At 61.2% G+C, this 23,461-nt stretch carries 21 protein-coding genes; 15 read left to right on the top strand and 6 right to left on the bottom strand.

All coding sequences use genetic code 11. The features are described 5' to 3' along the window. Positions 1-4 precede the first annotated feature (4 nt). The 11 genes from JFU57_RS12960 (at position 5) to JFU57_RS12910 (ending at position 14,379) form a co-directional block, all read left to right on the top strand. Complete coding sequence (locus JFU57_RS12960; RefSeq protein ID WP_078469918.1) at positions 5-1,174, top strand: alginate biosynthesis protein Alg44; 1,170 nt, start codon at positions 5-7, stop codon at positions 1,172-1,174. A 2-nt stretch (positions 1,175-1,176) separates the two neighbouring features. Next, positions 1,177-2,700, top strand: coding sequence for an alginate biosynthesis TPR repeat lipoprotein AlgK (algK, locus tag JFU57_RS12955; protein ID WP_446739661.1), 1,524 nt, complete (start codon positions 1,177-1,179; stop codon positions 2,698-2,700). Between the two features lie 35 nt (positions 2,701-2,735). Further along, positions 2,736-4,214 carry an alginate export family protein gene (locus JFU57_RS12950; protein WP_078470225.1) on the top strand — a complete coding sequence of 493 codons (1,479 nt, stop codon included), beginning with the start codon at positions 2,736-2,738 and terminating at the stop codon, positions 4,212-4,214. A 41-nt stretch (positions 4,215-4,255) separates the two neighbouring features. Continuing rightward, positions 4,256-5,830, top strand: coding sequence for a mannuronan 5-epimerase AlgG (algG, locus tag JFU57_RS12945; protein WP_421548327.1), 1,575 nt, complete (start codon positions 4,256-4,258; stop codon positions 5,828-5,830). An 11-nt stretch (positions 5,831-5,841) separates the two neighbouring features. Then, entirely contained in the window at positions 5,842-7,302 is a 1,461-nt protein-coding gene (locus JFU57_RS12940) for an alginate O-acetyltransferase (RefSeq protein WP_078469916.1), read from the top strand. Positions 7,303-7,309: 7 nt separating this feature from the next. Continuing rightward, positions 7,310-8,425, top strand: a complete 1,116-nt coding sequence (locus JFU57_RS12935; RefSeq protein WP_078469915.1) for a mannuronate-specific alginate lyase — start codon at positions 7,310-7,312, stop codon at positions 8,423-8,425. Positions 8,426-8,575: 150 nt separating this feature from the next. After that, positions 8,576-10,141, top strand: coding sequence for an MBOAT family O-acyltransferase (locus tag JFU57_RS12930; RefSeq protein ID WP_201129558.1), 1,566 nt, complete (start codon positions 8,576-8,578; stop codon positions 10,139-10,141). An 11-nt stretch (positions 10,142-10,152) separates the two neighbouring features. Continuing rightward, positions 10,153-11,328 (top strand): alginate O-acetyltransferase, encoded by a 1,176-nt coding sequence (locus JFU57_RS12925; protein ID WP_201129556.1) that lies wholly within the window; start codon positions 10,153-10,155, stop codon positions 11,326-11,328. 14 nt (positions 11,329-11,342) lie between these two features. Then, positions 11,343-11,996 (top strand): alginate O-acetyltransferase AlgF, encoded by a 654-nt coding sequence (locus tag JFU57_RS12920; protein WP_020298391.1) that lies wholly within the window; start codon positions 11,343-11,345, stop codon positions 11,994-11,996. A gap of 116 nt (positions 11,997-12,112) precedes the next feature. Further along, positions 12,113-13,564 carry a mannose-1-phosphate guanylyltransferase/mannose-6-phosphate isomerase gene (locus JFU57_RS12915; protein ID WP_078469912.1) on the top strand — a complete coding sequence of 484 codons (1,452 nt, stop codon included), beginning with the start codon at positions 12,113-12,115 and terminating at the stop codon, positions 13,562-13,564. 539 nt (positions 13,565-14,103) lie between these two features. Beyond that, entirely contained in the window at positions 14,104-14,379 is a 276-nt protein-coding gene (locus JFU57_RS12910) for a short-chain dehydrogenase (protein ID WP_201129555.1), read from the top strand. Between the two features lie 401 nt (positions 14,380-14,780). Here the strand turns inward: JFU57_RS12910 and JFU57_RS12905 are convergent, their stop codons facing one another. Both JFU57_RS12905 and JFU57_RS12900 read right to left on the bottom strand, forming a co-directional pair. After that, positions 14,781-16,046: a type II toxin-antitoxin system HipA family toxin gene (locus JFU57_RS12905; RefSeq protein ID WP_201129554.1), complete on the bottom strand. Its 1,266-nt coding sequence runs from the start codon at positions 16,044-16,046 to the stop codon at positions 14,781-14,783. Continuing rightward, positions 16,043-16,339 carry a helix-turn-helix domain-containing protein gene (locus JFU57_RS12900; protein ID WP_072451362.1) on the bottom strand — a complete coding sequence of 99 codons (297 nt, stop codon included), beginning with the start codon at positions 16,337-16,339 and terminating at the stop codon, positions 16,043-16,045. Before JFU57_RS12900 ends, JFU57_RS12905 begins: the two co-directional genes overlap by 4 nt. A gap of 854 nt (positions 16,340-17,193) precedes the next feature. Here JFU57_RS12900 and JFU57_RS12895 point away from each other — a divergent pair. Then, the gene (locus JFU57_RS12895; protein ID WP_201129553.1) at positions 17,194-17,832 is read left to right on the top strand and encodes a hypothetical protein; all 639 of its coding nucleotides are present in this window, start codon (positions 17,194-17,196) and stop codon (positions 17,830-17,832) included. A gap of 30 nt (positions 17,833-17,862) precedes the next feature. Here JFU57_RS12895 and JFU57_RS12890 read toward each other — a convergent pair whose 3' ends face one another. Then, on the bottom strand, positions 17,863-18,525 hold the full coding sequence (locus tag JFU57_RS12890; protein WP_201129552.1) for an RES family NAD+ phosphorylase: 663 nt from the start codon (positions 18,523-18,525) through the stop codon (positions 17,863-17,865). Between the two features lie 526 nt (positions 18,526-19,051). Here JFU57_RS12890 and JFU57_RS12885 point away from each other — a divergent pair. The 3 genes from JFU57_RS12885 to JFU57_RS12875 all read left to right on the top strand — a co-directional run bounded on the left by JFU57_RS12885 (position 19,052) and on the right by JFU57_RS12875 (position 21,588). Then, on the top strand, positions 19,052-19,516 hold the full coding sequence (locus tag JFU57_RS12885; RefSeq protein WP_078469907.1) for a multidrug transporter: 465 nt from the start codon (positions 19,052-19,054) through the stop codon (positions 19,514-19,516). Between the two features lie 36 nt (positions 19,517-19,552). Next, positions 19,553-20,377: an SDR family oxidoreductase gene (locus JFU57_RS12880; protein WP_201129551.1), complete on the top strand. Its 825-nt coding sequence runs from the start codon at positions 19,553-19,555 to the stop codon at positions 20,375-20,377. A gap of 179 nt (positions 20,378-20,556) precedes the next feature. Beyond that, complete coding sequence (locus tag JFU57_RS12875) at positions 20,557-21,588, top strand: sel1 repeat family protein (protein WP_201129550.1); 1,032 nt, start codon at positions 20,557-20,559, stop codon at positions 21,586-21,588. A gap of 23 nt (positions 21,589-21,611) precedes the next feature. Here the strand turns inward: JFU57_RS12875 and JFU57_RS12870 are convergent, their stop codons facing one another. The 3 genes from JFU57_RS12870 to JFU57_RS12860 all read right to left on the bottom strand — a co-directional run bounded on the left by JFU57_RS12870 (position 21,612) and on the right by JFU57_RS12860 (position 23,454). Continuing rightward, the gene (locus tag JFU57_RS12870; protein WP_078469904.1) at positions 21,612-22,007 is read right to left on the bottom strand and encodes a DUF3592 domain-containing protein; all 396 of its coding nucleotides are present in this window, start codon (positions 22,005-22,007) and stop codon (positions 21,612-21,614) included. Positions 22,008-22,064: 57 nt separating this feature from the next. Further along, complete coding sequence (locus JFU57_RS12865; RefSeq protein ID WP_201129548.1) at positions 22,065-22,499, bottom strand: DUF3592 domain-containing protein; 435 nt, start codon at positions 22,497-22,499, stop codon at positions 22,065-22,067. 91 nt (positions 22,500-22,590) lie between these two features. Further along, the gene (locus JFU57_RS12860) at positions 22,591-23,454 is read right to left on the bottom strand and encodes an efflux RND transporter periplasmic adaptor subunit (RefSeq protein WP_201129546.1); all 864 of its coding nucleotides are present in this window, start codon (positions 23,452-23,454) and stop codon (positions 22,591-22,593) included. Positions 23,455-23,461: the final 7 nt, after the last annotated feature.

The following is a 23,461-nucleotide window of genomic DNA, read 5'->3' as shown; positions in this document are numbered from 1 at the left end:
CCTTATGAACACCGCCGTGAACGTCAACGTAGTGCATGAATCCGAAGCCCAACGCCAACATGCCCGGGTCAAGATCCCGGCCAAGCTGCGCTTTTTCGGGACCGACCGTACGCCCCTGGAAGTCCGGGTCCACGACCTGTCCGCGGGCGGCCTGAGCTTCAACGCCGGGCAGCAGGTGCTCACCGTCGGCGAGGTGCATAAAGGCCGTCTGCAATTCGTCATCGACAACCTCGGACTGGCCATGGACGTCGAGTTGCAGATCCGCTCCCACGACCGCCAGACCGGCCGCGTCGGCTGCCAGTTCCAGAACCTGGAGCAGCAGGACATTTCGACCCTGCGTCACCTGATCACCTCCCACCTGTCCGGCGATATCGTGACCATGGGCGACGTGCTCGCCACCCTGCAACGCGACAACTTCACCAAGGCGCGCAAGGTCAAGGACGGCGGCCACGGCATGACCGCCTTCGGCCGCCTGCGTGCCGTGACCTTCAGCGCCGGGATCTTCATCGTCGGCCTGGCCGCCTTCGGCTTCATCCTCAAGTCGGTGTACGGCATGTACTTCGTCAGCCACGCCCAGGCTGGCCTGGTCAACGTTCCGGGGATGAACGTGACCATGCCTCGCGACGGTACCGTGCAAAGCCTGGTGCAGGCCGACGGCGTCGCTGCCAAAGGCGCACCCCTGGCCACCTTCAGCACCAGCATGCTCGACGTGCTCAAGGGCCACCTGGACGAAGATCAGCTGCAACCGGCCAAGGTCGAAGAGTTGTTCGGCAAGCAGATGACCGGCACCCTGACGTCGCCCTGCGACTGCACCGTGGCCCAGCAGATGGTCGCCGACGGCCAGTACGCCAGCAAAGGCGACGTGATTTTCCAATTGGTGCCGCGCAACAGCCAGGCCAATGTCGAGGCACGCTTCTCCTATCGCCAGTTCGCCGACGTCCGCCCGGGCACCCCGGTGAGCTTCCAGATCGCCGGCGAAGACAGCACCCGCACCGGCAAGATCGTCAGCAGCACCAGCCTCAACAGCGCCGACCTGTCGTCCGATATCCGGGTCCAGATCAAACCCGATGCCCCGCTGAGCAGCACCTTCGCCGGGCGTCCGGTGGAAGTCAGCAGCGATCGCGGTCCTTCCATGAACTGGCTGATCGATAAAGCCATGGCTGCGGGTCTGTAACCATGACAGTGCCTACCCATACCTCAGTCGCCGCGGCCCCAGGCTGCGACCGGCCACACAGCGGACTCCTGACACAACGCGCGGCCTGCCCTGACCAGCGCCTTGCTTTCGATCGTCGCAGCCTGCGGCGGCTGCAGGTATCGGTGCTGCCCCTGGTTGCCGCCCTGGCCCTGGCCCTGGCCCTGGCCGGTTGCGCCGGCCTGCCCGACCAGCGCCTGGCCAACGAAGCCCTGAAGCGTGGCGACACCGCCCTGGCCGAACAGAACTACCGCCAGCTGGCGGACCTGGGCTACAGCGAGGCCCAGGTTGGCCTGGCCGATATCCAGGTCGAAAGCCGCGACCCGGCGCAGATCAAGCAGGCCGAAGCCACTTACCGCGCCGCCGCCGACACCTCGCCACGGGCCCAGGCCCGCCTTGGCCGGCTGCTGGTGGCCAAGCCGGGTTCGACCGAAGCCGAGCAGCACGAGGCCGAAGGCCTGCTGAAAAAAGCCTTTGCCAATGGCGAAGGCAATACCCTGATTCCCCTGGCGATGCTGTACCTGCAATACCCCCACAGCTTCCCCAACATCAACGCCCAGCAACAGATCAGCCAATGGCAGGCCGCCGGCTACCCTGAAGCCGGCCTGGCCCAGGTGCTGCTGTATCGCACCCAGGGCACCTATGACCAGCACCTGGATGAAGTCGAGCGCATCTGCAAGGCCGCGCTCAACAGCACCGATATCTGCTACGTCGAGTTGGCCACCGTGTACCAGAAACGCGGCCAGCCCGAGCAACAGGCCGAGCTGCTCAAGCAACTGCAAGCCGGCTACAGCCGCGGCACCGTCAGCGCCCAGCGCGTCGACAGCGTGGCCCGGGTACTGGGCGATGCGACGCTGGGCAAGCCCGACGAAAAAACCGCGCAGGCCCTGCTGGAACAGGTCGCCCCGGGCTACCCGGCGTCCTGGGTCAGCCTGGCGCAATTGCTCTACGACTTCCCGGAACTGGGCGACGTCGACAAGATGATGCAATACCTGGACAACGGCCGTGCCGCCGACCAGCCACGCGCCGAGCTGCTACTGGGCAAGCTGTACTACGAAGGCAAGTGGGTCCCGGCCGACGCCAAGGTCGCCGAGGAACACTTCCAGAAAGCCGTGGGCAAGGAAGTGGCCGCCGATTACTACCTGGGCCAGATCTACCGTCGTGGCTACCTGGGCCAGGTCTATCCGCAAAAGGCCCTGGACCACCTGCTGACGGCCGCCCGCAACGGCCAGAACAGCGCCGACTTCGCCATTGCCCAGCTGTTTTCCCAGGGCAAGGGCACCCAGCCCGACCCGGTCAACGCCTACGTTTTCAGCCAACTGGCCAAAGCCCAGGACACCCCGCAAGCCAATGAGCTTGCGCAACAGCTCGACACCCAACTGCCGCCTGCCCAGCGCGCCCAAGCCCAGCGCCTGCTGCAACAGGAACAAGCCCTGCGCGGCACCCTGAGCCAGAACACGCTGCAATTGCACGCCCTGCAAGAAGAAGACGGCGAGGAAACCCTATGACCCGCAATTCCCCATTCCACACCGCGGCGACAGGCATGCGCTTTCGTCTCTCGCAACTGGGCATCGCCCTGGGTTGCGTGCTGGTCTGGTCGACGCCGTCCCTGGCGGCCATGACCGACACCAAGAATTTCGGCCTGGAAGTGAAAATCACCGGCCAGTCCGAAGACGACCGCGACCTCGGCACCGCCAGCGGCGGCGACGTCAACGGCCTGGGCCTGGACCTGCGGCCCTGGGTCTACGGCGAACGTGGCGCGTGGAGCGCCTACGCCATGGGCCAGGCGGTGACGTCCACCGACATCATCGAGACCGACACCCTGCAGCAGGCCGACAGCGACGGCACCCAGGCCACCGACAACGGTGATCGCAAGACCAAGAAGAACTACCTGGCGATGCGCGAGTTCTGGGTCGGCTACAGCGGCTTCACGCCCTACCCTGGCGAGCAGTTGAAACTCGGCCGCCAGCGCCTGCGCAACGACGACGGGCAATGGCGCGACACCAATATCGAAGCCTTGAACTGGACCTTCGACACCACCTTGCTGCGGGCCAACGTCGGCGCCGCCGAACGCTTCAGCGAGTACCGCACCGATCTCAAGGAGCTAGCGCCCAAGGACAAGGATCGCCTGCACGTCTACGGCGATGCCGCCTATCAGTGGACCCCGGGCAACTGGGTGGGCATACGCGGCCATCACACCCATGACGACGGCAAGCTCGACTACCCGACCCCGGGTGAAGCAGCCGACTCCCTGGACAAGAAAGAAAACGGTGACATCAGCTGGCTCGGCCTCACCGCCGACAGCGACGCCTATAACTGGCGCAACACCAACACCGTCAACTACTGGGCCAGCCTGACCGGCATGCGCGGCGACCGCGACACGGTCAACGCCCTGACGACCGACGGCAGCCGCCCGGCCGAGGCCAAGCGCAGCGACGATATCAGCGGCTGGGCCACCGACCTGGGTGTGCGCCTGCGCCTGGACCCTCATTGGCAAGTCGGCGCGGCCTATGCCCGCGCCAGCGGCGACTACGAGCAGAACGGCCTGGAAAGCAACCGCTCCAACTACACCGGGACCCGCTCGCGGGTGCACCGTTTCGGCGAAGCCTTCCGCGGCGAAATGAACAACATGCAGACCGCCACCCTGTTCGGCTCGTGGATGCTCAACGACGAATACGACGCCAGCCTGATCTACCACAAGTTCTGGCGCGTGGACGGCAACAAGCCGGTGGGCAGCAACGGTATCAGCGCGTTCGACAACACCTACGACGGCTCGGGCGCGCTGATCTCCAGCACCTCGCTGCCTGAAGACGGCAAGAAAGACCTGGGCCAGGAGATGGACCTGGTGGTCACCAAGTACTTCAAGCAAGGCTTGTTGCCCGCCGCGCTGAGCCAATCCATCGACGAACCTTCGGCGCTGGTGCGCTTTCGCGGCGGTGTGTTCAAGCCCGGCGATGCCTACGGCAAAGACGTCGACTCGTACATGCACCGCGCGTTTATCGACGTGATCTGGCGCTTCTGATGCGAACCGCGAAGGGAGTGCCCACGATGAATTGCTACCCCATGAACAGCCATGCCGCGAAAGGCTGCCTCAGCCTGCTGGCCGGCGCGATGCTGCTGGCCAGCTCGGCCGCCTTCGCGACGGCCGAGCCGGCCAAGGCGCCAGTCGTGGCCAAGGAACTGCAACAGGCCAAGACCTACACCGTCAGCAGCGCGCCGACCGAGCCGCTGGAACTGGCCAAACCGACCCTGCCCGACCTCTCCGGCTACACCGCCGAGGCAGCCGCGGCCAAGATCGTGCGCAGCAAGCCGGGCAAGATCAGCGTGCGCCGCATGATGCAGGAAGACGCCCTGAAGGACTTTATCGGCGGCGATAACAAAATGGCCGAGTGGGTGGTGCGCCAGCACGGGATCCCCCAGGCGATTTTCGTCGACGACGGCTACATCAACCTCAAGGACCTGGTGAAAAAACTGCCCAAGCAGTACATCAGCGAAACCGCGCCCGGGGTCTACCTGGCCAGGATCCCGATCGTGGTCGGACGCCACGGCATCCTCGACATCGACCAGCAGACCAAGGAGCTGCGCCTGTCCCAGGAAGGCGGTTCGTTCCTGGTCAACGATGGCCAGCTGTTTGTGCGTGACACCAAGGTCACCGGCTGGCGCGAGAAGGACAACGGCCCGGCGACCTTCCGCTCGCCCAAGGAATTCCGGCCGTTCCTGCTGGCCTGGGGCGGCACCGAGACCTACATCGTCAACAGCCAGATGGCCAGCTTCGGCTACGCCAACAGCAAGTCCTACGGCGTGAGTATTTCCCAATACACGCCGAACATGGCCAAGGTCCTCAAGCGCCCTGAACCCACCGGCTGGATCGTCGGCTCGGAGTTTTCGGACATGTGGTACGGCTTCTACTGCTACGAAACCCGCGACTTCGTGGTCAAGGGCAACACCTACAAAGACAACATCGTCTACGGCATCGACCCCCATGACCGTTCCCACGGCCTGATCATCGCGGACAACACCGTGCATGGGACCAAGAAGAAGCACGGGATCATCATTTCCCGCGAGGTCAACGACAGCTTCATCTTCAACAACCGCAGCTTCGACAACAAACTCTCTGGCCTGGTGATCGACCGCAACAGCATCAACAACGTGATCGCCTACAACGAGATCTACCGCAACCACACCGACGGCATCACCCTCTACGAGAGTGCCGACAACCTGTTGTGGGGCAACAAGGTGCTGAGCAACAAGCGCCACGGCATCCGCATTCGTAACAGCGTGAATATCCGCCTCTACGAAAACATCTCCATGGCCAACGGCCTGACCGGGGTCTATGGCCACATCAAGGACCTCTCCGACACCGACCGCGATATCAAGCTCGATCCGTTCGATGCCCAGGTTTCGCTGATCGTGGTCGGCGGCGAACTGGCGGCCAACGGCAGCGGCCCGATGTCCATCGACTCGCCGCTGAGCGTGGAGCTGTACCGCGTATCGATGCTCGCACCGACCAAAAGCAGCGGCATCAGCTTCTCGGGGATTCTCGGCGAGCGCCAGGACGAGATTCTCGACCTGCTGGTGCGCCAACAAAAAGCGGTGCTGATCGACCCCGTCGAACGCCAGACCGAATTGCGCGATTGAGGATGACTTTTATGCACCCACACCTGATCAAGATCCTGAGCCTGTCGGCGTTGACCGCCGGCATCCTCGCTGCCAGCGCCGGCGCCCGCGCCGATGACGCGGCCGCCGAGGCCAAGGCGCCAACATTCAGCGCCGAGCCGTGCTGCAACCTGTGCCCGGCCGCCCACGACGCGAAGAATTACGTCACCCGCTACCAGCAGAACTTCACCACCCTGGTACAAGCCCAGGGCGACTGGCTGTTCCGCACCCAGGAAGACCTGCGCACCGAATTCAACACCACCCCGGAAGGCTTCCGGCGCATGAAGCAACTGCACGATGCCTTCCAGAGCAAGGGCGTGGAGTTGGTGGTGGTCTACCAGCCGACCCGGGGCCTGGTGAACCGCAACAAACTCAACCCCGAGCAGAAGGCCCGCTTCGACTATGACAAGGCGCTGAAAAGCTACCAGGGCATGCTCGGCCGTTTTGCCCAGATGGGTTATGTGGTGCCGGACCTGTCGCCGCTGACCAACGAACAGCTGCCCGACACCCTGCCGGCCCATGACTTCTACTTCCGTGGCGACCAGCACTGGACCCCCTACGGCGCCCAGCGCACAGCGAAGATCGTGGCGGAAAAAGTCAAACAGATGCCGGCCTTCGCCGACATTCCCAAGCGTGAATTCGAGACCCACAAATCAGGGCGCATGGGCAAGACCGGCACCCTGCACAATATGGCCGGGCAACTGTGCGGCACCAGCTACGCGGTGCAGTACATGGACCAGTTCACCACCGAGCCCAAGGGCGAGGCCGGCGATGGCGACCTGTTCGGCGATTCCGGCAACCCGGAAATCACCCTGGTGGGCACCAGCCACAGCGGCAAGAACTACAACTTCTCGGGCTTCCTGCAGCAGGAACTGGGCGCCGATATCCTCAATGTCGCCTTCCCCGGCGGTGGCCTGGAGGGCTCGATGCTGCAGTACCTGGGCAGCGAAGAATTCCAGAACAAGCCGCCGAAGATCCTGATCTGGGAATTCTCGCCGCTGTATCGCCTGGACCAGGAAACCATCTACCGGCAGATGATGGCGCTGCTCGACAACGGCTGCGAAGGCAAAGACGCCCAGCTCAGCGGCAGCACCACCCTCAAGCCCGGCAAGAACGAGCTGATGGTCAACAGCAAGAACATGGACCTGCGCAACAGCAGTCATCAGGTCGATATCCGCTTCGCCGACACCTCGGTGAAAACCTTGCAAGCCACCCTCTGGTACATGAACGGGCGCCACGAGGACATCAAGATCGAAAAACCGGAAACATCCGACACCGATGGGCGTTTCGCCTTTGAACTGCGCACTGACGAAGACTGGGCCTCGCAGAATCTGCTGGCGGTCGAAGTCCAGGGCCCCGAAGCGGGCACCGCAGGACAGAAAGTCGAAGCGAAAATTTGCAAACGCAACGTATTCCCGAGCGCCGGGCAACGCACCGCGCAAATCGGGCAATGAGGTTTCTATGCAAACTGCAACGCTGAAAAAACTCCTGACACCGACCCTGCTCAGCCTGGCGATGTTCGCCGGCAGCACCCAGGCCGCCGCCCCGCTGCGTCCGCCCCAGGGCTACTTTGCGCCGGTGGACAAGTTCAAGACTGGCGACAACAGCGAAGGCTGCGATGCCATGCCCGCGCCCTATACCGGCGCCCTGCAGTTTCGCAGCAAGTACGAAGGCTCGGACAAGGCCCGTTCGACCCTGAATGTGCAGTCGGAAAAAGCCTTCCGCGACACCACCGCCGACATCACCAAGCTCGAGCGCGGCACCAGCAAACGGGTGATGCAGTTCATGCGTGACGGTCGTCCGGAACAGCTGGAATGCACCCTCAACTGGCTGACCTCCTGGGCCAAGGCCGACGCGCTGATGTCCAAGGACTTCAACCACACCGGCAAGTCCATGCGCAAATGGGCCCTGGGCAGCATGGCCTCGGCCTATATCCGCCTGAAGTTCTCCGACTCCCATCCCCTGGCCGCCCACCAGCAGGAAGCGCAATTGATCGAAGCCTGGTTCAGCAAGATGGCCGACCAGGTGGTCAGCGACTGGGACAACCTGCCGCTGGAAAAAACCAACAATCACTCGTACTGGGCCGCCTGGTCGGTGATGGCGACCTCCGTCGCCACCAACCGCCGCGACCTGTTCGACTGGGCCGTCAAGGAATACAAGGTCGGCGCCAACCAGGTCGACGCCGACGGTTTCCTGCCCAACGAACTCAAGCGCCAGCAACGCGCCCTGGCCTACCACAACTACGCCCTGCCGCCGTTGGCGATGATCGCCAGCTTCGCCCAGGTCAACGGGGTGGACCTGCGCCAGGAAAACAACGGCGCCCTCAAGCGCCTGGGTGACCAGGTGCTGGCCGGGGTCAAGGACCCGGATATTTTCGAGAAGAAGAACGGCAAGGAACAGGACATGACCGACCTCAAGGTCGACTCCAAATTCGCCTGGCTCGAACCCTTCTGCAGCCTCTACACCTGTGGCCCGGAGGTGCTGGAACGCAAGCACAAGATGCAGCCGTTCAAGACCTTCCGCCTCGGCGGCGACCTGACCAAGGTCTATGACCCGTCCCATGAAAAGGGCTCTTGAAACGGATGCCGGTCGAGCGCGGGTGCGGCCAGGGAGCTGACTCCCTGGCCACATGAAGTCTTTGCAACAGGGTAACAACCCAACCGTTTTCCAACGGGGGGTTTGGGGGGCTGCGGCCTCTGTCTATTGGTTAAACACGGAGAGATCGGGATGGTTTTCTCATCCAATGTGTTCCTGTTTCTGTTCTTGCCGATCTTTCTCGGCTTGTACTACTTGAGCGGGCAACGCTATCGCAACTTGCTGCTGCTGATCGCCAGCTATGTGTTCTATGCCTGGTGGCGCGTGGACTTCCTGGCGCTGTTCGCCGGCGTCACCCTGTGGAACTACTGGATCGGCCTCAAGGTGGGCGCCGCCGGTGTGCGCACCAAACCCGCCCAGCGCTGGCTGCTGCTCGGAGTCGGGGTCGACCTGTGCATCCTCGGCTACTTCAAATACGCCAACTTCGGCGTGGACAGCATCAACGCGATGATGACCTCCTATGGTCTGGAGCCGTTCATCCTGACCCACATCCTGTTGCCGATCGGGATCTCGTTCTACATCTTCGAGTCCATCAGCTACATCATTGACGTCTACCGCGGCGACACCCCGGCCACCCGCAACCTGATCGACTTCGCGGCGTTCGTGGCGATCTTCCCGCACCTGATCGCCGGCCCCGTGCTGCGCTTTCGCGACCTGGCCGACCAGTTCAACAACCGCACCCACACCCTGGATAAATTCTCTGAAGGCTGCACGCGCTTCATGCAGGGTTTTATCAAGAAGGTGTTTATCGCCGACACCCTGGCGGTGGTGGCCGACCATTGCTTTGCCCTGCAGAACCCGACCACGGGCGATGCCTGGCTCGGCGCCCTGGCCTACACCGCACAGCTGTATTTCGACTTCTCCGGCTACAGCGACATGGCCATCGGTCTGGGGTTGATGATGGGTTTCCGCTTCATGGAAAACTTCAAGCAGCCCTACATCAGCCAGTCAATCACCGAGTTCTGGCGGCGCTGGCACATCAGCCTCTCCACCTGGCTGCGGGACTACCTGTACATCACCCTGGGCGGTAACCGCAAAGGCACCCTGACCACCTACCGCAACCTGTTCCTGACCATGCTCCTGGGCGGCCTGTGGCACGGGGCGAACATCACCTACATCGTCTGGGGCGCCTGGCACGGCATGTGGCTGGCGATTGAAAAAGCCATCGGCCTCAACACCTCGCCGCGCAGCTTCAACCCGATCCGCTGGGCCTTGACCTTCCTCCTGGTGGTCATGGGCTGGGTGATCTTCCGCGCGGAAAACCTGCACGTGGCCGGACGCATGTACGGCGCCATGTTCAGCTTTGGCGACTGGTCGCTGTCGGAACTCAACCGCGCCAGCCTCACCGGTCTGCAAGTGGCAACCCTGATCGTGGCCTACATGACCCTGGCGTTCTTCGGCCTGCGGGACTTCTACCGCAACCGTCCGCCCGTCAAGACCCAGCCTGAAGTCAGCACCGCCAGCGATGGCCCGGCCGCCGCCCAGCCTGGCCTGATCAAGGCTGTGCCTGGCGACAACCCCGGCAGCATCCACCAGCCGGGTTACATCGTGGGCACCGACGCCCAGGTGCAACCGGCCTATTGGACTGCCGACTGGCCGCGCTACCTGATGCGCACCCTGGTGCTGCTGCTGTTTATCGCCTCGATTCTCAAACTCTCGGCGCAAAGCTTCTCGCCGTTCCTTTACTTCCAGTTCTGAGGGATCTGCCCATGACCCGCTCATTACGTATTTTCTATATCGCCCTGTTCCTGGTGACCCTGATGGTCCTGGGCCTGTGGTCAGTGCGCAGCTTCTTCGGCTTCAGCACCAACAGCGATGCCACCGTACTCAACGGACGCTGGACCAAGGCCGTGGAAACCCACTACGACAAAGAGTTCCCGATCAAGCGCCTGGGCACCAACCTCTGGGCCGCGCTGGACTTCAAGCTGTTCAACGAAGGTCGTCCGGGCGTGGTCCTGGGCCGCGACCAGTGGCTGTACAGCGATGAAGAATTCAACCCCATCGTCAACGAAGAACTGAACCTGCAAGGCAACTACGCCCTGGTCGAAGGCGTGCGCCAGACCCTGAAGGCCAAAGGCGTGAAACTGGTGATGGCGATCGTGCCGGCCAAGGTCCGCCTGTACCCGGAACACCTGGGTGACGTGCAGCCGGCGAGCATCCACGCCAACCTCTACCAGGACTTCCACGCCCGGGTCGCGGCCGACAAGATCCTCGCCCCCGACCTGCTGGGCCCGCTGCAACAGGCCAAGCAACAGGGTGAGCAAGTGTTCCTGCGCACCGACACCCACTGGACCCCGAGCGGCGCCGAAATCGCCGCCCGGCAACTGGCCAAGGCGATTGCCGAAAAAGCCCCGCTGAGCGGCCAGCCGCAGCGCTTCGTCACCGAAGCCGAGCAGACCGTGGAGCACAAGGGTGACCTGCGCCTGTTCCTGCCCCTGGACCCCTTGTTCGAAAACCTGATGCCGGCCCAGGAGCCGCTGCAAAAACGCGTGACCCGCGCCGCCGACGACCAGCCGGCTGCCGACGATGCGCTGTTCGCCGACAACCAGGTCCCGGTGGCGCTGATCGGCACCAGCTACAGCGCCAACCCCAACTGGAACTTCGTTGGCGCACTGAAGCAGGCGCTGCACAGCGACGTGGTCAATTACGCCGAAGACGGCCACGGCCCGATCCTGCCGATGCTCAGCTACCTGAAAAGTGACGCCTTCAAAAACGATCCGCCGCAAGTGCTGATCTGGGAATTCCCCGAACGCTATCTGCCTGTGAACAACGAAATCGGCGACGCCGACCCGCAGTGGGTCGCCGAGCTGAAAAAAGCCGGCGCCAGCCAACAAAACGTAGCTGCACTCAACAAATCCGAGACGCCCGACCGGGCGCAAAACTGAAAGAGAGGTACACCATGACTTTCACTACTACTCCGCGTCGTCTCGCCAAGGCCCTCACTCTGGCCGCCGGCATGAGCGTACTGTCGATGTCCGCCTTCGCCGGCGACGCCGCGCTCTACGGCCCGACCGCGCCTAAAGGCTCGTCCTTCGTGCGTATCTACAACGCCAGCAACAGCGAAGTCAGCGCCACCGTCGGCAGCACCAACCTCAACGACGTCGCCCCGCTGGCCAGCAGCGACTTCAGCTTCATGCCTGGCGGCGACTACAGCGCCAAGGTCGGCAGCCAGACCGTGCCGGTCAAACTCGCCGCCGACCACTATTACACCCTGGTCAACAACGCCAGCGGCCAACCGCAACTGATCGAAGAACCGCCGTTCAAGAACAAGCAGAAGTCCCTGGTACGGGTGCAGAACCTCAGCGACAAATCCCTGACCCTGAAAACCGCCGACGGCAAGACCGATGTGGTCAAGGCCGTGGCTGCCAAGGGCCGCGGCGAGCGCGAGATCAACCCGGTCAAGGTCAGCTTCGCCCTGTACGACGGCGAGAAAAAAGTCAGCGACCTCAAGCCCGTGGCCCTTGAGCGCGGTGAAGCCGCCGTGCTCTACGTCACCGGTAATGGCAGCAGCCTGTCGCCAGTGTGGGTGAAACGCCCCGTGTCGACGCGCTAAGCAGAATCTGTCGCCGCTGCCCAGACACGAGGCAGCGGCGACAACGAGACAAAAACAAGAGTGAAACGACAGAACGCAGTAGCTCTAACCCATACGATATTTGAAGGAGTAACAACATGATTCCGGTGATCTTGTCAGGTGGTAGCGGCTCACGTCTTTGGCCGCTTTCGCGCAAGCAATTCCCCAAGCAATTTCTCGCCCTGACCGGCGAACAGACCCTGTTCCAGCAGACCCTGGAGCGCCTGGTGTTCGACGGCATGGACACCCCGATCGTGGTCTGCAACAAGGACCATCGCTTTATCGTCAATGAGCAACTCAGTGCCCGCAAACTGGAATCGCAGCGCATCCTGATGGAGCCCTTCGGTCGCAACACCGCACCGGCCGTGGCATTGACCGCAATGATGCTGGTCAACGAAGGCCGTGACGAACTGATGCTGGTGCTGCCCGCCGACCACGTGCTGGACGACCAGAAAGCCCTGCAGCGCGCCCTGGCCCTGGCCACCGTGGCCGCCGAGCGTGGCGAGATGGTGTTGTTCGGCGTACCGGCGACCAAACCGGAAACCGGTTATGGCTACATCAAGTCCAGCAGCGATATCCACCTGCCCGAAGGCGTGAGCCGGGTCGCCCAGTTCGTCGAAAAACCCGACCACAAGCGCGCCACCGAATTCGTCAAGGACGGTGGCTATTTCTGGAACAGCGGCATGTTCCTGTTCCGCGCCAGCCGCTTCCTCGAAGAGCTGAAAAAACACGATCCGGACATCTACGACACCTGCCTGCTGACCCTGGAGCGCAGCGTGCAGGACGCCGACACCGTGGACATCGACGAAGCGACCTTCGCCTGCTGCCCGGACAACTCCATCGACTACGCCGTGATGGAAAAAACCCAACGCGCCTGCGTGGTGCCGCTAAGCGCCGGCTGGAGCGACGTGGGTTGCTGGTCGTCGCTGTGGGACGTGCATGAAAAAGACGCCAACGGCAACGTCAGCAAAGGCGATGTGGTGATCCAGGACAGCCACAACTGCATGATCCATGGCAACGGCAAACTGGTGTCGGTGATCGGCCTGGAAAACATCGTCGTCGTCGAAACCAAGGACGCCATGATGATCGCCCACAAGGACAAGGTCCAAGGCGTGAAACAGATGGTCAACACCCTCAACGAACAGGGCCGCAGCGAAACCCAGAACCACTGCGAGGTCTACCGTCCGTGGGGCTCCTACGACTCGGTGGACATGGGCGGACGCTTCCAGGTCAAGCACATCTCGGTCAAGCCGGGTGCCTGCCTGTCCCTGCAAATGCACCACCACCGCGCCGAACACTGGATCGTGGTCAGCGGCACCGCCGAAGTCACCTGCGACGAAAACGTGTTCCTGCTCTGCGAAAACCAGTCGACCTACATCCCCATCGCCTCGGTCCACCGCCTGCGCAACCCAGGCAAAATCCCCCTGGAAATCATCGAAGTGCAATCGGGCAGCTACCTGGGCGAAGACGACATCGAACGTTTTGAAGACATCTACGGCCGCTCCACCCCGGTGGAACGTGGCGTGTCGGTGAAAACCATTGCGCAATAAGAGCAGCGGAAAGCTTCAAGCGGCAAGCTGCAAGTAAAAGCGGATCGCCGTTGTCAGCAATACCTTCAACCCTCTGGTCCATTGCCTGCGTCCCCTATCCGCAGGCAATGGGCCAGGGGGATTTTTTTGAGGGGGCCTGTAGCCGCCGCCAGGCTGCGCTGGCCTTTGAATACGCCGTGATGTGTCAGGTGTATTGGTGGCGTGATTGATGGCCAGCGCAGCCTGGCGGCAGCGGCTACAGGTGTAGCGTCACGCTACAAATATCGGGTTGACCGCCCCAGCGGGCCTCCCTATCCTCGCGCCTGTCACGACTCATTCGTGATCGGGTTTGACGGCTCGGCAACACTTTCAGGACGCATAGTTCCTCGACTCTGCTTGCGCTCTTCTGCGCTCGCAAAAAGTCTTATGGCGACTGTGCGTGGGGCATCTTCGGATGCGCCGGGTTCCTGAGACCGGTCCGTCAACCTGCGTACAGTTGCCACCCCATTCGTTTGACGGCGATCCAGTGGCAGCTCTATTTATTTCAGGAGCAACACACCATGACGGACCGCATCGCGCTAACCAGCAACGAATCCTCCACTCCCACCCTGTTCATCGACACCCGCGCGCCCCTGGACGAACTTCACGCCAGCGCCGCCTACCGCATCCTTGCGGTCACCCAGTTGATGGAAAGCATCGTCCATATGGACAACCGTCAAGCCGACGCCACCGACCTCTCACAAATCGCCCACGCCAGCGTCATCCTCCTGCGCGATGGATGCGATCTGCTGGACGTACTGGGTCGGCGTATTCGTGGCAGCCAGCACCTGAGCTGACACCCACACCACCCGCCCCCACCCAAGCGCCGCCCGGTAGGGCGCGCCAACAGGCGTTTGATCTTGATCCACCCGCCCCTTCGGCAGGCCGAGTGGAGGTGTTCATCAGGGGAATGGCGCGTAGCGCCCCTCGACGCAGTCGAGGACATCGCTAGTAGCGATGCCCCCTGAGGGACGCCGGAACGAGGGAACCCGAGCGCAGCGAGTGGCCGAACGCCGGGGGCAGCGTTTTTGGTTCCTTTTGACTGGGCCGGCATTCCGGGCGTCTGTAAAAAGGGACTCGCCGTAAGGGCGAAACCCTAAGCCGCCGTTACCGCAGCAATGGATATGCACTCCGAACCAAAAACCCAGGCCGGCTAGCAGGCCGCCCCGAACAAAATAGCAACACACAACACCGAGCGCTAAAGCCGCGCATGAACATCCGCAAGCGTCTCAAAGATCTCCTTCCCATCAGCCGCCAGAATACCCAGCTCAGCAAACACCGCTTCCCAATTTCCCAACGCCTCCAGCGTCTGATCAATGTAGTCATCCGGCTTGAGAAACTTGTAGTCCGCACACAAGCGCCTGATCGCCTTTCTGGACGGACGCCCCTGGCCATCGAACGCGGTAGTGTGCTCGCCCATGCCGGTGGAGAAGGTCAGGTCGTACGCGGGCGCCAGCACCCACTGCCCTTCCTGGTCGCCTTGCCCCTCTTCGTGCAGAAAAGCGAAGTTCTTCGCGTGATCGTCGTAGTTGTGGGCCAGGCCGTTGAACACCATGAGCCGGGCCATTTTCTCCACTTCCCTGGCGCTCCTGGTCAGGGCGAACGTCAACCTCAGCAAGTCCTTGTAGTCCAGGCACGGAACTCTGAAGTCCGCATGCAGAATCCCGGCAGCGGTCATCATGTGGACTTTCTCGTTGTGCTTGCGATCAAAGCGCCGGGTCGCAAAGAAACGCTCGTTCCAGCCCTGCTCCGAGGGCACGGTGATGAGCTCGCTGTGAGCCATATCGACTCCAGCGGCGCGGGCCATGCGGGCGTAGGCGCATTCAATCGCGCCCATGGACCAGGGTTCCTCAAGGGACCTGAATTTCACGATCCAGTGCGCGTAGCCCTCCGGCAAAGGTTCAAACGCCGAAACCACCTGGGACAGATCCGCCGAAAACGCAACGGCGGCCTTGGGCCGGGCGCCCCCCGGCGAGCCACCGGCAATCCGCAGCGCTTTCAACACCTCAACCGTCTCCCCCACCTGGACCTGGACCGATGCCTCATACAACGCTGAAAGGCTGATGGGCTCCCGGGCCACTTTTTCCGACATGGGGTAGTACTCGAGGGCACCCATCCCCCGGTTGCCGATGTAGGCAAGACGGTCGAGCTGAGTCAGGCCGTGGGTAACCCGCGATCCATACTCCGCGGTAAAAAAACGCCCCATCAACAGCAAGCCCCAACCGTCGGGAAGAGAATCGGCGAAGGCCCCATGAAGGCCCAGAAACAGGTGGGTATCGGGTTGCTGCGGCCTCTCGTCGAAGGCCAGTTGGGGCGACAGGTTGAACCCCTGGGTCAGCCACTCCTTGGCATAGGTGAAGTAAGTGCCTTGGCGGTTCCAGCTAAGCAGCCCCACCTGACGGCCATGCATGAAGACGCCCAACTCATCGATCGGCTTGTACTTCTTGATGCCTCGTTCAGTCATCGGGTGCCCCTCTGGCGTTTTGAGTTTTGCAGCTCAAACAGCGTGTTTGGCGAAGGCGGCTTGAACAACTTGAGCAGCGGATCAAGCTCATCCAAAGCCGCCGCGATCAGCACCATCGACTCCAGGGAAATGGCTCCCTGCAGCTCAAAGCGCTTGATCGTCGACGCCGGCACCCCGGATTTTTCAGCCAAGGTTTTACGCGACAGATTTTTTGACAATCTGAGGGCCTGGGCGTTTTTTCCGATCTCGGCCGTGATCTCGGACGGGGTGTACATAAAGCGAGTCAGTGACATAACTGAAAGACCTGCCCAAGCGAGTGGGTACTTAACTTAATATGGACAACCTGATATCCATTATAGGCGATTTATCGAAATAGAAGACCCTATATGGTCCACAAAAATAATACCGAGAGTGCTAGAGCAAACCATACAAGGGCCAACAGCCTTCAAGCGGCAGGGAACATCCCAGCCTCGACTCCGCCTGCGCAATGCCGTACGCAGCCCGCAGCGATTACAGGTCTAGGACCTCTCGCCGACTCCAGAATCCTGCCTCCAGTGCCCCAGATGCGCCGCCCGGTAGGGCGCGCCAACAGGCGTTTGATCTTGATCCACCCGCCCCCTTCGGCAGGCCGAGTGGAGGTGTTCATCAGGGGAATGGCGCGTAGCGCCCCTCGACGCAGTCGAGGACATCGCTAGTAGCGATGCCCCCTGAGGGACGCCGGAACGAGGGAACCCGAGCGCAGCGAGGGCCGTACGCTCGGGGCGAGACCTTTTGGTTCCTTTTGGCTGGGCCGGCATTCCGGGCGTTTGACAAAAGGGACTCGCCGTAAGGGCGAAACCCTAAGCCGCCGTTACCGCAGCAATGGATATGTACTCCAACCATCCTCTCCACGTAACCGCTACCACAGACTGCACGGGCCCCTAAAACCGCCGCAATCCTTCCTGGCCTATCCCGGCCAGCGCAGCCTGGCGGCCGCGGCTACAGACAGCGGATCGTGCAACCCCACGCGAATGCCATCCTGTTGCGTGCACTGCTGGCGAATTCGAAATCACCGTAGGTTGACGAGTTGTCATATTGACGTATTGACGCACAAAAAATAGGGAGCTAGCCTAAGGTCACTGAAAAACCACTCGCACGGGAGGGGAAAATGAAGACTGTCATTGGCAAACCCACTCAACAACCAATCCATTCACAAGAGGCTGCCAAGGCTGCACTGATGGAGGGTTTTGAAAACTTCCTGGACAAACTGTCTCAGCCGCTTCTTATGGAAATAGCCAACCATGGGGCAGAAGAAACCTATTTCGACGCACTTCAAGTACTCCTGAAAAAAGTCGACACCCAACAGCTGAGCCCCCAGGTACGCAATCAGATTGCCTATACAAAAGGCAAAGCGCTTTCATTTGAAAACATTAAGAATACCTACGAACTGCTTGACTCTAAAACCGTCTGCGAAATCCTCGGCATCTCTCGGCAAGCGCTTAACAAGAGAGTCCAGGCCGGACAGGTCATTGCTTATACCGAAGGTACTCGCAAGCACTACCCTGCGTTCCAGTTCAAGAACAACGCCGTGATTGCGGACATTGGCAAGTTGACCAAGGCCATAGCCATCGACTCCAAAGAGGGTGCGAAAACCAATGTGCTTTTGGGTTATTTAGCCCAGGACATGGACTTCTCCAACCTAGGGGAGCCACAAAACCTGCAGCCCAGGTACACACTTCTCTCCAACAAGGATGCTTTTGAAATAATTGTTCGCGACTTCCAAAACAGATTGACCATGGGCAAGTGAAATCGGCGCCATTAAAGGGCCAACTCATTCTCACTCGATTGGAACCCGCATGCGATTCAACAACTCACCGACCGTTTCCCCATTAGAAAGCACCACACTTCCCAACGGCTGCTTACTCACTGCGACCAGTTGAGTAGGCCGGCCTTCAAACAACACCAGATTGCACCCCTCCAGGCTTGCTGTGATCGGATACACCTGCGAGGGATAAAGGATGCCGTCGATAGCAGGTTGCCAGCGCATGACAACGCCACTCAGGGTTTGCGTATAGGCATAACCTTCATCGCCCTGTCCGCGCGACTTGACGATTGCGCCAAGGGTTTTGCCAGCGTTGCGAGCCAATGCCGCCGCATCGACCACCACCAACTGGCGAGTGGTTTGAAGATGGTGCAGTGACCTTTCCTCGATTTCCGACTGCAAAACAGGGCTTCCGACCCCAGACTTTCCATGTTGCAACGTTTCCGCAAGCGCCACCTTATCGCTGAAGGCGACATAGCAGACACCGATTTCCTTCTGAGGATCGCCGAAGCGGGTCTGCGAATTGCAATTGAAATAAAGCGGATCTGGATACTGCTGCTCTTGCACGCGATACACCGACTTTCGCCCAGCGATGACTATGGTTGGCAGATCGTGCATTGAAAGGGCGGCATGAACTTCCTGCTTAGCTACTTCGAACGTAGTCTTTTTCTTGGTCATCAATTATTGGGCCTCTAATAAGGTTGTTTTTTGCACTGGGTTTTTCCATTAGCACGTTCAAAGATTACTCACATCAGTTGAAACACCATGTAACCCTTATACAGCTCATGACATGCGCCTGATTAAAACAGCTGTCCAAGGCTGATCTTGGTGCTGATTCAATCTCAAAACCCAAGAACTTTCCAGACATTTTTATATTAAAAAACAATAAAAAAACTATGCCCACCAAACAATTACATCAATTAATACAGACAGCCAACTCCATGAACCTTGGGGGACACCTTAGTTAACAAAAAACCGCCCAGATCATTTGATACAAATAAAACCCAATGTTTTTCCTGCTCTTATTTGATAAAAACCATCTTCACCCTGGAAACTTCTGGATAAGCTCTATGGCTGACCCTATAACTGAAACACCGTTAAACTTTCGCCCATTTGCAAAAGCCCCTGATCAAAGCCATCCCTCATCGCCAACCCCACCTACGCTTAGGTAGGATGTCCCCCTCTCTTCCCCGAGGCGCATGTCATGTTCATCGGCGTTCTGCTGGTCATCACCTGGTTGATCCTGCTCCTGCGCTACCCCGCCAAAGCCCTGCCCGTGTCCCTGGCGGCAGCTTTTGGCCTGGGCCTGGTGGCCTGCTGGGTGGTCTGGCTCGACAACCGCGAAGCCCAGCAACTGGCGCGCCTGGAACTGCGCATCGCCTACGCTCCCCAAGCCTGCCCGGCCGACCGCCCCTTGCAGTTGAAGATGAACAACGGCAACGACGTACCCCTGATCGAATTGCGCTGGCGCATCGCCGCCTACGCCCCGGGGGATACGGTCAATCTTGCTGACAACCAGTACAGCGCCCCGCGATATCGCGGCCCCGGCGAGTTACAAGCCGGCGCCAACTGGGAAGACTGCTTGCCGCTGCCGCCCCTGCGCCCCGGCTACCGCCCGCAGACCCTGGAGTTTCGCGCCGAGCGTTTGCAGGGTAGTTTCTCCGACTGATTGCCCCCTCCCTTCTTCCAGCACAAGGACCGCGCCATGCCCGTCGCGTTGATCACCGGTTGTTCCAGCGGTATTGGCCGCGCCCTGGCCGACGTTTTCAAAAACGCCGGTTTCACTGTCCTGGCCAGCGCGCGCAAGGCCGAGGATGTGGCTGCCCTGCACGCCGCCGGTTTTACCGCACTGCAACTGGATGTGAATGACGGCCCGGCCCTCAGCGCCCTGGGCGAGCAGATCAACCAGCAGTACGGCGGCCTCGACGTGCTGATCAACAATGCCGGCTACGGCGCCATGGGCCCGCTGCTCGACGGTGGCGTCGAAGCCATGCAGCGCCAGTTCGAAACCAATGTGTTCTCGGTGATCGGGGTGACCCGGGCGCTGTTTCCGGTGCTGCGCCGCAGCCGGGGGCTGGTGGTGAATATCGGCAGCGTTTCCGGAGTGCTGGTGACGCCCTTTGCTGGTGCCTACTGCGCCTCCAAAGCGGCGGTGCATGCCCTGAGCGACGCGCTGCGCATGGAGCTGGCGCCGTTCGGCATCCGCGTGATGGAAGTCCAGCCCGGGGCCATTGCCTCAAGCTTCGCCCGCAATGCCGGGCATGAAGCCGAGCAACTGATCAACGAGCAATCGCCCTGGTGGCCGCTGCGGGAAGGGATTCGCAACCGGGCCAAGGCCTCCCAGGACAAACCGACCCCCGCCAGCGAGTTCGCCGCCCACCTGCTCAAGGCCGTGCAGCAGGACTCGCCGCCGCGCCTGGTGCGGATCGGCAATGGCAGCCGTGCGCTGCCGCTGCTGGCTGCGCTATTGCCCAAGGGGCTGCTGGACAAGGTGCTGATGAAGCGTTTCGGATTGAGCGCCAGGCTCTGATCGTTCAACGCCGGCCATCACGCGCATGACAACGTTGTGCGCAGCGCCGATGCCCGTAGAATGCGCGCACTCAAATCGCAGGGAAGCGGCACCTCAAGCACGGAACGGCTGCACCCCGCCCCTGCTCATGCCCTCCTGGCGTCCTCGCTTTTACTCGATTGAACCTCAGGGACTCTCCATTGAAATGTCGTAGCCTGCTGCCCTTGGCCATCTTCAGTCTGCTGGTGGGCTGCAATGCCGCGTCACCGGACGAGAAACTCAATAACTCCCTGCCGGACTTGAGCCTCGAACAGATCCTGCCCAAGGTCGAGGCCAACCAGTACTGCACGCCGGATATGGACAGCGAGTTGCTGCTCGGCCTCGGCAGCCGACTGAGCGATGAGGACGACCTGCTCTATGGCGCAGGCCGTACCTTGCAGGCCAGCAAGGAAATAAAAATGGCTCGCAGTTGCCTGATCATGGCCGCCCCTCGCTACACCACGAGCCTGTGCGTCCTGGCCGGCATTGTCGGCGCCAGGCAAAACGACTATGACAAAAGTGAAGCCTTCAACTACATCGCTTACGCCGCCAAGCACAATGAATCCTGCGCGGAAGCAGGCCTGGCCGACCTCTACAGCGTGGGCAAGCTGGGCATTGCACCGAACAAGGAATTGGCCATGGGCTGGCTCGAGCGCGCCGCTCGGCACGGCGACCAGGACTCGCAACAGGACATGGTGCGTTGGAGCCGCGACCAAGGCAATTTCCCGGTGGCCTATGCCTGGGCCAGGGTCCTGGATGATGCAGAAACAGTCGAGGCAGTGAAGCGCAAAATGAGCCCGCAGCAAATTGCCGAAGGCGAGCAGCACTACACCCAACTGCTCAGCCAACTCACCCCCGAAAAGGATATCAAGGAGGCGCTGCGCAAGATCGTCATCGCCATCAGCTCAGCGGATCTGTACTACAGCCACCCGCAGGTGTTCGAGGGCATGTCCCCAGTGCAACGGCGCGCGTTCGTGGCCCAGTTGGTGGACATGCAAGACCTCTACCCGCAGTTCCACACCCGTGGCCAGGTGATGGCCTACGCATTGATTTCCCGCAGTGTGCAAACTACCGGCCCGGCCGTGGACCTGTGGCAGGACCCGGCGCTGCATGCTTTGCTGATCAATGATGAGCTGAGCGTGGAAGAGATCGTCGCCAAGGCCAAAACCATCCTGGCCAAGCGCAAGCAGTAACGGCGCAAGTGACCGGCCCGCCCTCAAATGACCAGCATCGCGCCCAATGCCGTCAGGGCCAGGGCCCCCAGCAGCGCGCTGATAAACAGCCCGTTCCAGGTATCGGGGATGACCTCGGCAGGGTTGCCGGGGTTGTAGAACACCCCCACCGTGTCGCCGACCTTGGATTTGGAAAACTGACTTTTGAAATCATGGGTCAGCAGCGTGCCGTCAGCGGTGACATAGGACACGGTTCTGGAGGAGATATAGCTGGTGCCGCCCTGCACCCCGACCATCCGCGAACTGGAAAAGCTCAGCACCTGGGCCGGCGCATAAACGCCGTTGAGCCTGAGGGCAAAAAAATCTCGGGACGTATGATAAATACCCAGCCCACTGCCCAGCACCATCAGTAAAAAGAAAAACTTCGCGATATATCGCACCTGCACACTCCTGATCTGCTTCAACAGCTGACGCCCTACGCTCTTTCAACGCCCGGTTCAGGGCTCGACGGGCGGCCCCTGCGGCGGCGCTTTCATGGGCGTAAACGACGAAAACGCCAGCAGCCCGGCCAGGGCCCCGAGCGTCATCATCAGCCCGAAAAACAACGTCAGCCAACTGGCCGAAACCACGTCCTGGGGGTTCTCAGGTTTATACAGGAGGTCGACCTGGTCGCCCTCTTTCGCCCCGGACAACTCATCGTGAAAGCTGTGCTTGATCAGCGCGCCCTCCGCCGTGGCGAACTGGACATCGGTGTATCGGGTGTAGCTGGACTTGCCGCCGTTGTGCACCGGGTACACCGTGACCCGAAGCACCGTGCCGACACTGGGCAGGCCATTGAGGCGGTAATCGACAAACTGGTGGAAGAAATGCACGGCACCGGCGCCGAAAGCCAGTGCCGCCAGTAAAAAAATACTCCCTGGAAAAATCCTCACCCACGTCATCCCTGCTCAACAAAGAGCGGCGAATATAGAGAGCGGCTACAGGCAGCAGCAACCGTTTTGTGCAGCGGCTGCCATTCCGCCCCTATTGCTCCCCCTCCTGCCTGACTACCACGGTGCAGGTGATGCCCGCCGCCAGCAGCACGCCGTCCGGCACTTCATCGATGTGGATACGCACCGGCACCCGCTGGGCCAGACGCACCCAGTTGAAGGTCGGGTTGACGTCGGCGATCAGCTCGCGGCTTTCCGGGTTGTCGCGGTCGTAGATGCCGCGGGAGATGCTTTCCACATGACCCTTGAGCACTTCGCCGCTCATCAGTTGCATGTCGGCTTTATCGCCCACCCGCACGTGGGGCAACTTGGTTTCTTCGAAGAAGCCGTAGACCCAGAACGAGTTCATGTCGACCACGGCCATTTTCGGTTCGCCGATGCGCGCGTAATCACCGCGATGCACGTTGAGGTTGGTGACATAGCCGTCCACCGCCGCCCGTACCTGGGTGCGCGCGAGGTTGAGTTCGGCGGCATCCAGTTGCGCCTGGGCATGCTGGTAATCGGCCAGGGCCGAGTCGGCGATGTTGCTGGCGTCGTCGCGGTTTTCCTTGGAGATCACCAGGTTGTCCAGGTCGGCGCGGCGGTGGGCGTTGACCTTGCGCATCTCCCAGGTGGCCTTTTTCGAGGCCACCAGCGATTGCGCCTGCTTGACCGCGATGCGGTAGTGCTCGGGGTCGATCTGCATCAGCAGGTCGCCTTTTTTCACCAACTGGTTGTCGCGCACCGGCACCTCGACCACTTCGCCGGTGACGTCGGCGGCGACGTTGATGATGTCCGCCCGCACCCGACCATCGCGGGTCCAGGGGGTGTTCATGTAGTGCTCCCACAGGGTGCGGCCGATCCACAGGGCAAGGGCCAGCACCAGCAGGGTCGCGAGCAGGCTGAAGAACTTTTTCATCGGGTCA

The sequence above is a fragment of the Pseudomonas sp. TH07 genome (genome assembly GCF_016651285.1).
Lineage (GTDB): Bacteria > Pseudomonadota > Gammaproteobacteria > Pseudomonadales > Pseudomonadaceae > Aquipseudomonas.
The sequence above is the reverse complement of the archived record's forward strand: the minus strand, read 5'-3'. Positions and strand labels throughout refer to the sequence as shown.

Coding starts and splice junctions, on each gene's coding strand:
- JFU57_RS12960 (WP_078469918.1), top strand. CDS start 5: ATGAACACCGCCGTGAACGTCAACGTAGTGCATGAATCCGAAGCCCAA.
- algK (WP_446739661.1), top strand. CDS start 1,177: ATGACAGTGCCTACCCATACCTCAGTCGCCGCGGCCCCAGGCTGCGAC.
- JFU57_RS12950 (WP_078470225.1), top strand. CDS start 2,736: ATGCGCTTTCGTCTCTCGCAACTGGGCATCGCCCTGGGTTGCGTGCTG.
- algG (WP_421548327.1), top strand. CDS start 4,256: ATGAACAGCCATGCCGCGAAAGGCTGCCTCAGCCTGCTGGCCGGCGCG.
- JFU57_RS12940 (WP_078469916.1), top strand. CDS start 5,842: ATGCACCCACACCTGATCAAGATCCTGAGCCTGTCGGCGTTGACCGCC.
- JFU57_RS12935 (WP_078469915.1), top strand. CDS start 7,310: ATGCAAACTGCAACGCTGAAAAAACTCCTGACACCGACCCTGCTCAGC.
- JFU57_RS12930 (WP_201129558.1), top strand. CDS start 8,576: ATGGTTTTCTCATCCAATGTGTTCCTGTTTCTGTTCTTGCCGATCTTT.
- JFU57_RS12925 (WP_201129556.1), top strand. CDS start 10,153: ATGACCCGCTCATTACGTATTTTCTATATCGCCCTGTTCCTGGTGACC.
- JFU57_RS12920 (WP_020298391.1), top strand. CDS start 11,343: ATGACTTTCACTACTACTCCGCGTCGTCTCGCCAAGGCCCTCACTCTG.
- JFU57_RS12915 (WP_078469912.1), top strand. CDS start 12,113: ATGATTCCGGTGATCTTGTCAGGTGGTAGCGGCTCACGTCTTTGGCCG.
- JFU57_RS12910 (WP_201129555.1), top strand. CDS start 14,104: ATGACGGACCGCATCGCGCTAACCAGCAACGAATCCTCCACTCCCACC.
- JFU57_RS12905 (WP_201129554.1), bottom strand. CDS start 16,046: ATGACTGAACGAGGCATCAAGAAGTACAAGCCGATCGATGAGTTGGGC.
- JFU57_RS12900 (WP_072451362.1), bottom strand. CDS start 16,339: ATGTCACTGACTCGCTTTATGTACACCCCGTCCGAGATCACGGCCGAG.
- JFU57_RS12895 (WP_201129553.1), top strand. CDS start 17,194: ATGAAGACTGTCATTGGCAAACCCACTCAACAACCAATCCATTCACAA.
- JFU57_RS12890 (WP_201129552.1), bottom strand. CDS start 18,525: ATGACCAAGAAAAAGACTACGTTCGAAGTAGCTAAGCAGGAAGTTCAT.
- JFU57_RS12885 (WP_078469907.1), top strand. CDS start 19,052: ATGTTCATCGGCGTTCTGCTGGTCATCACCTGGTTGATCCTGCTCCTG.
- JFU57_RS12880 (WP_201129551.1), top strand. CDS start 19,553: ATGCCCGTCGCGTTGATCACCGGTTGTTCCAGCGGTATTGGCCGCGCC.
- JFU57_RS12860 (WP_201129546.1), bottom strand. CDS start 23,454: ATGAAAAAGTTCTTCAGCCTGCTCGCGACCCTGCTGGTGCTGGCCCTT.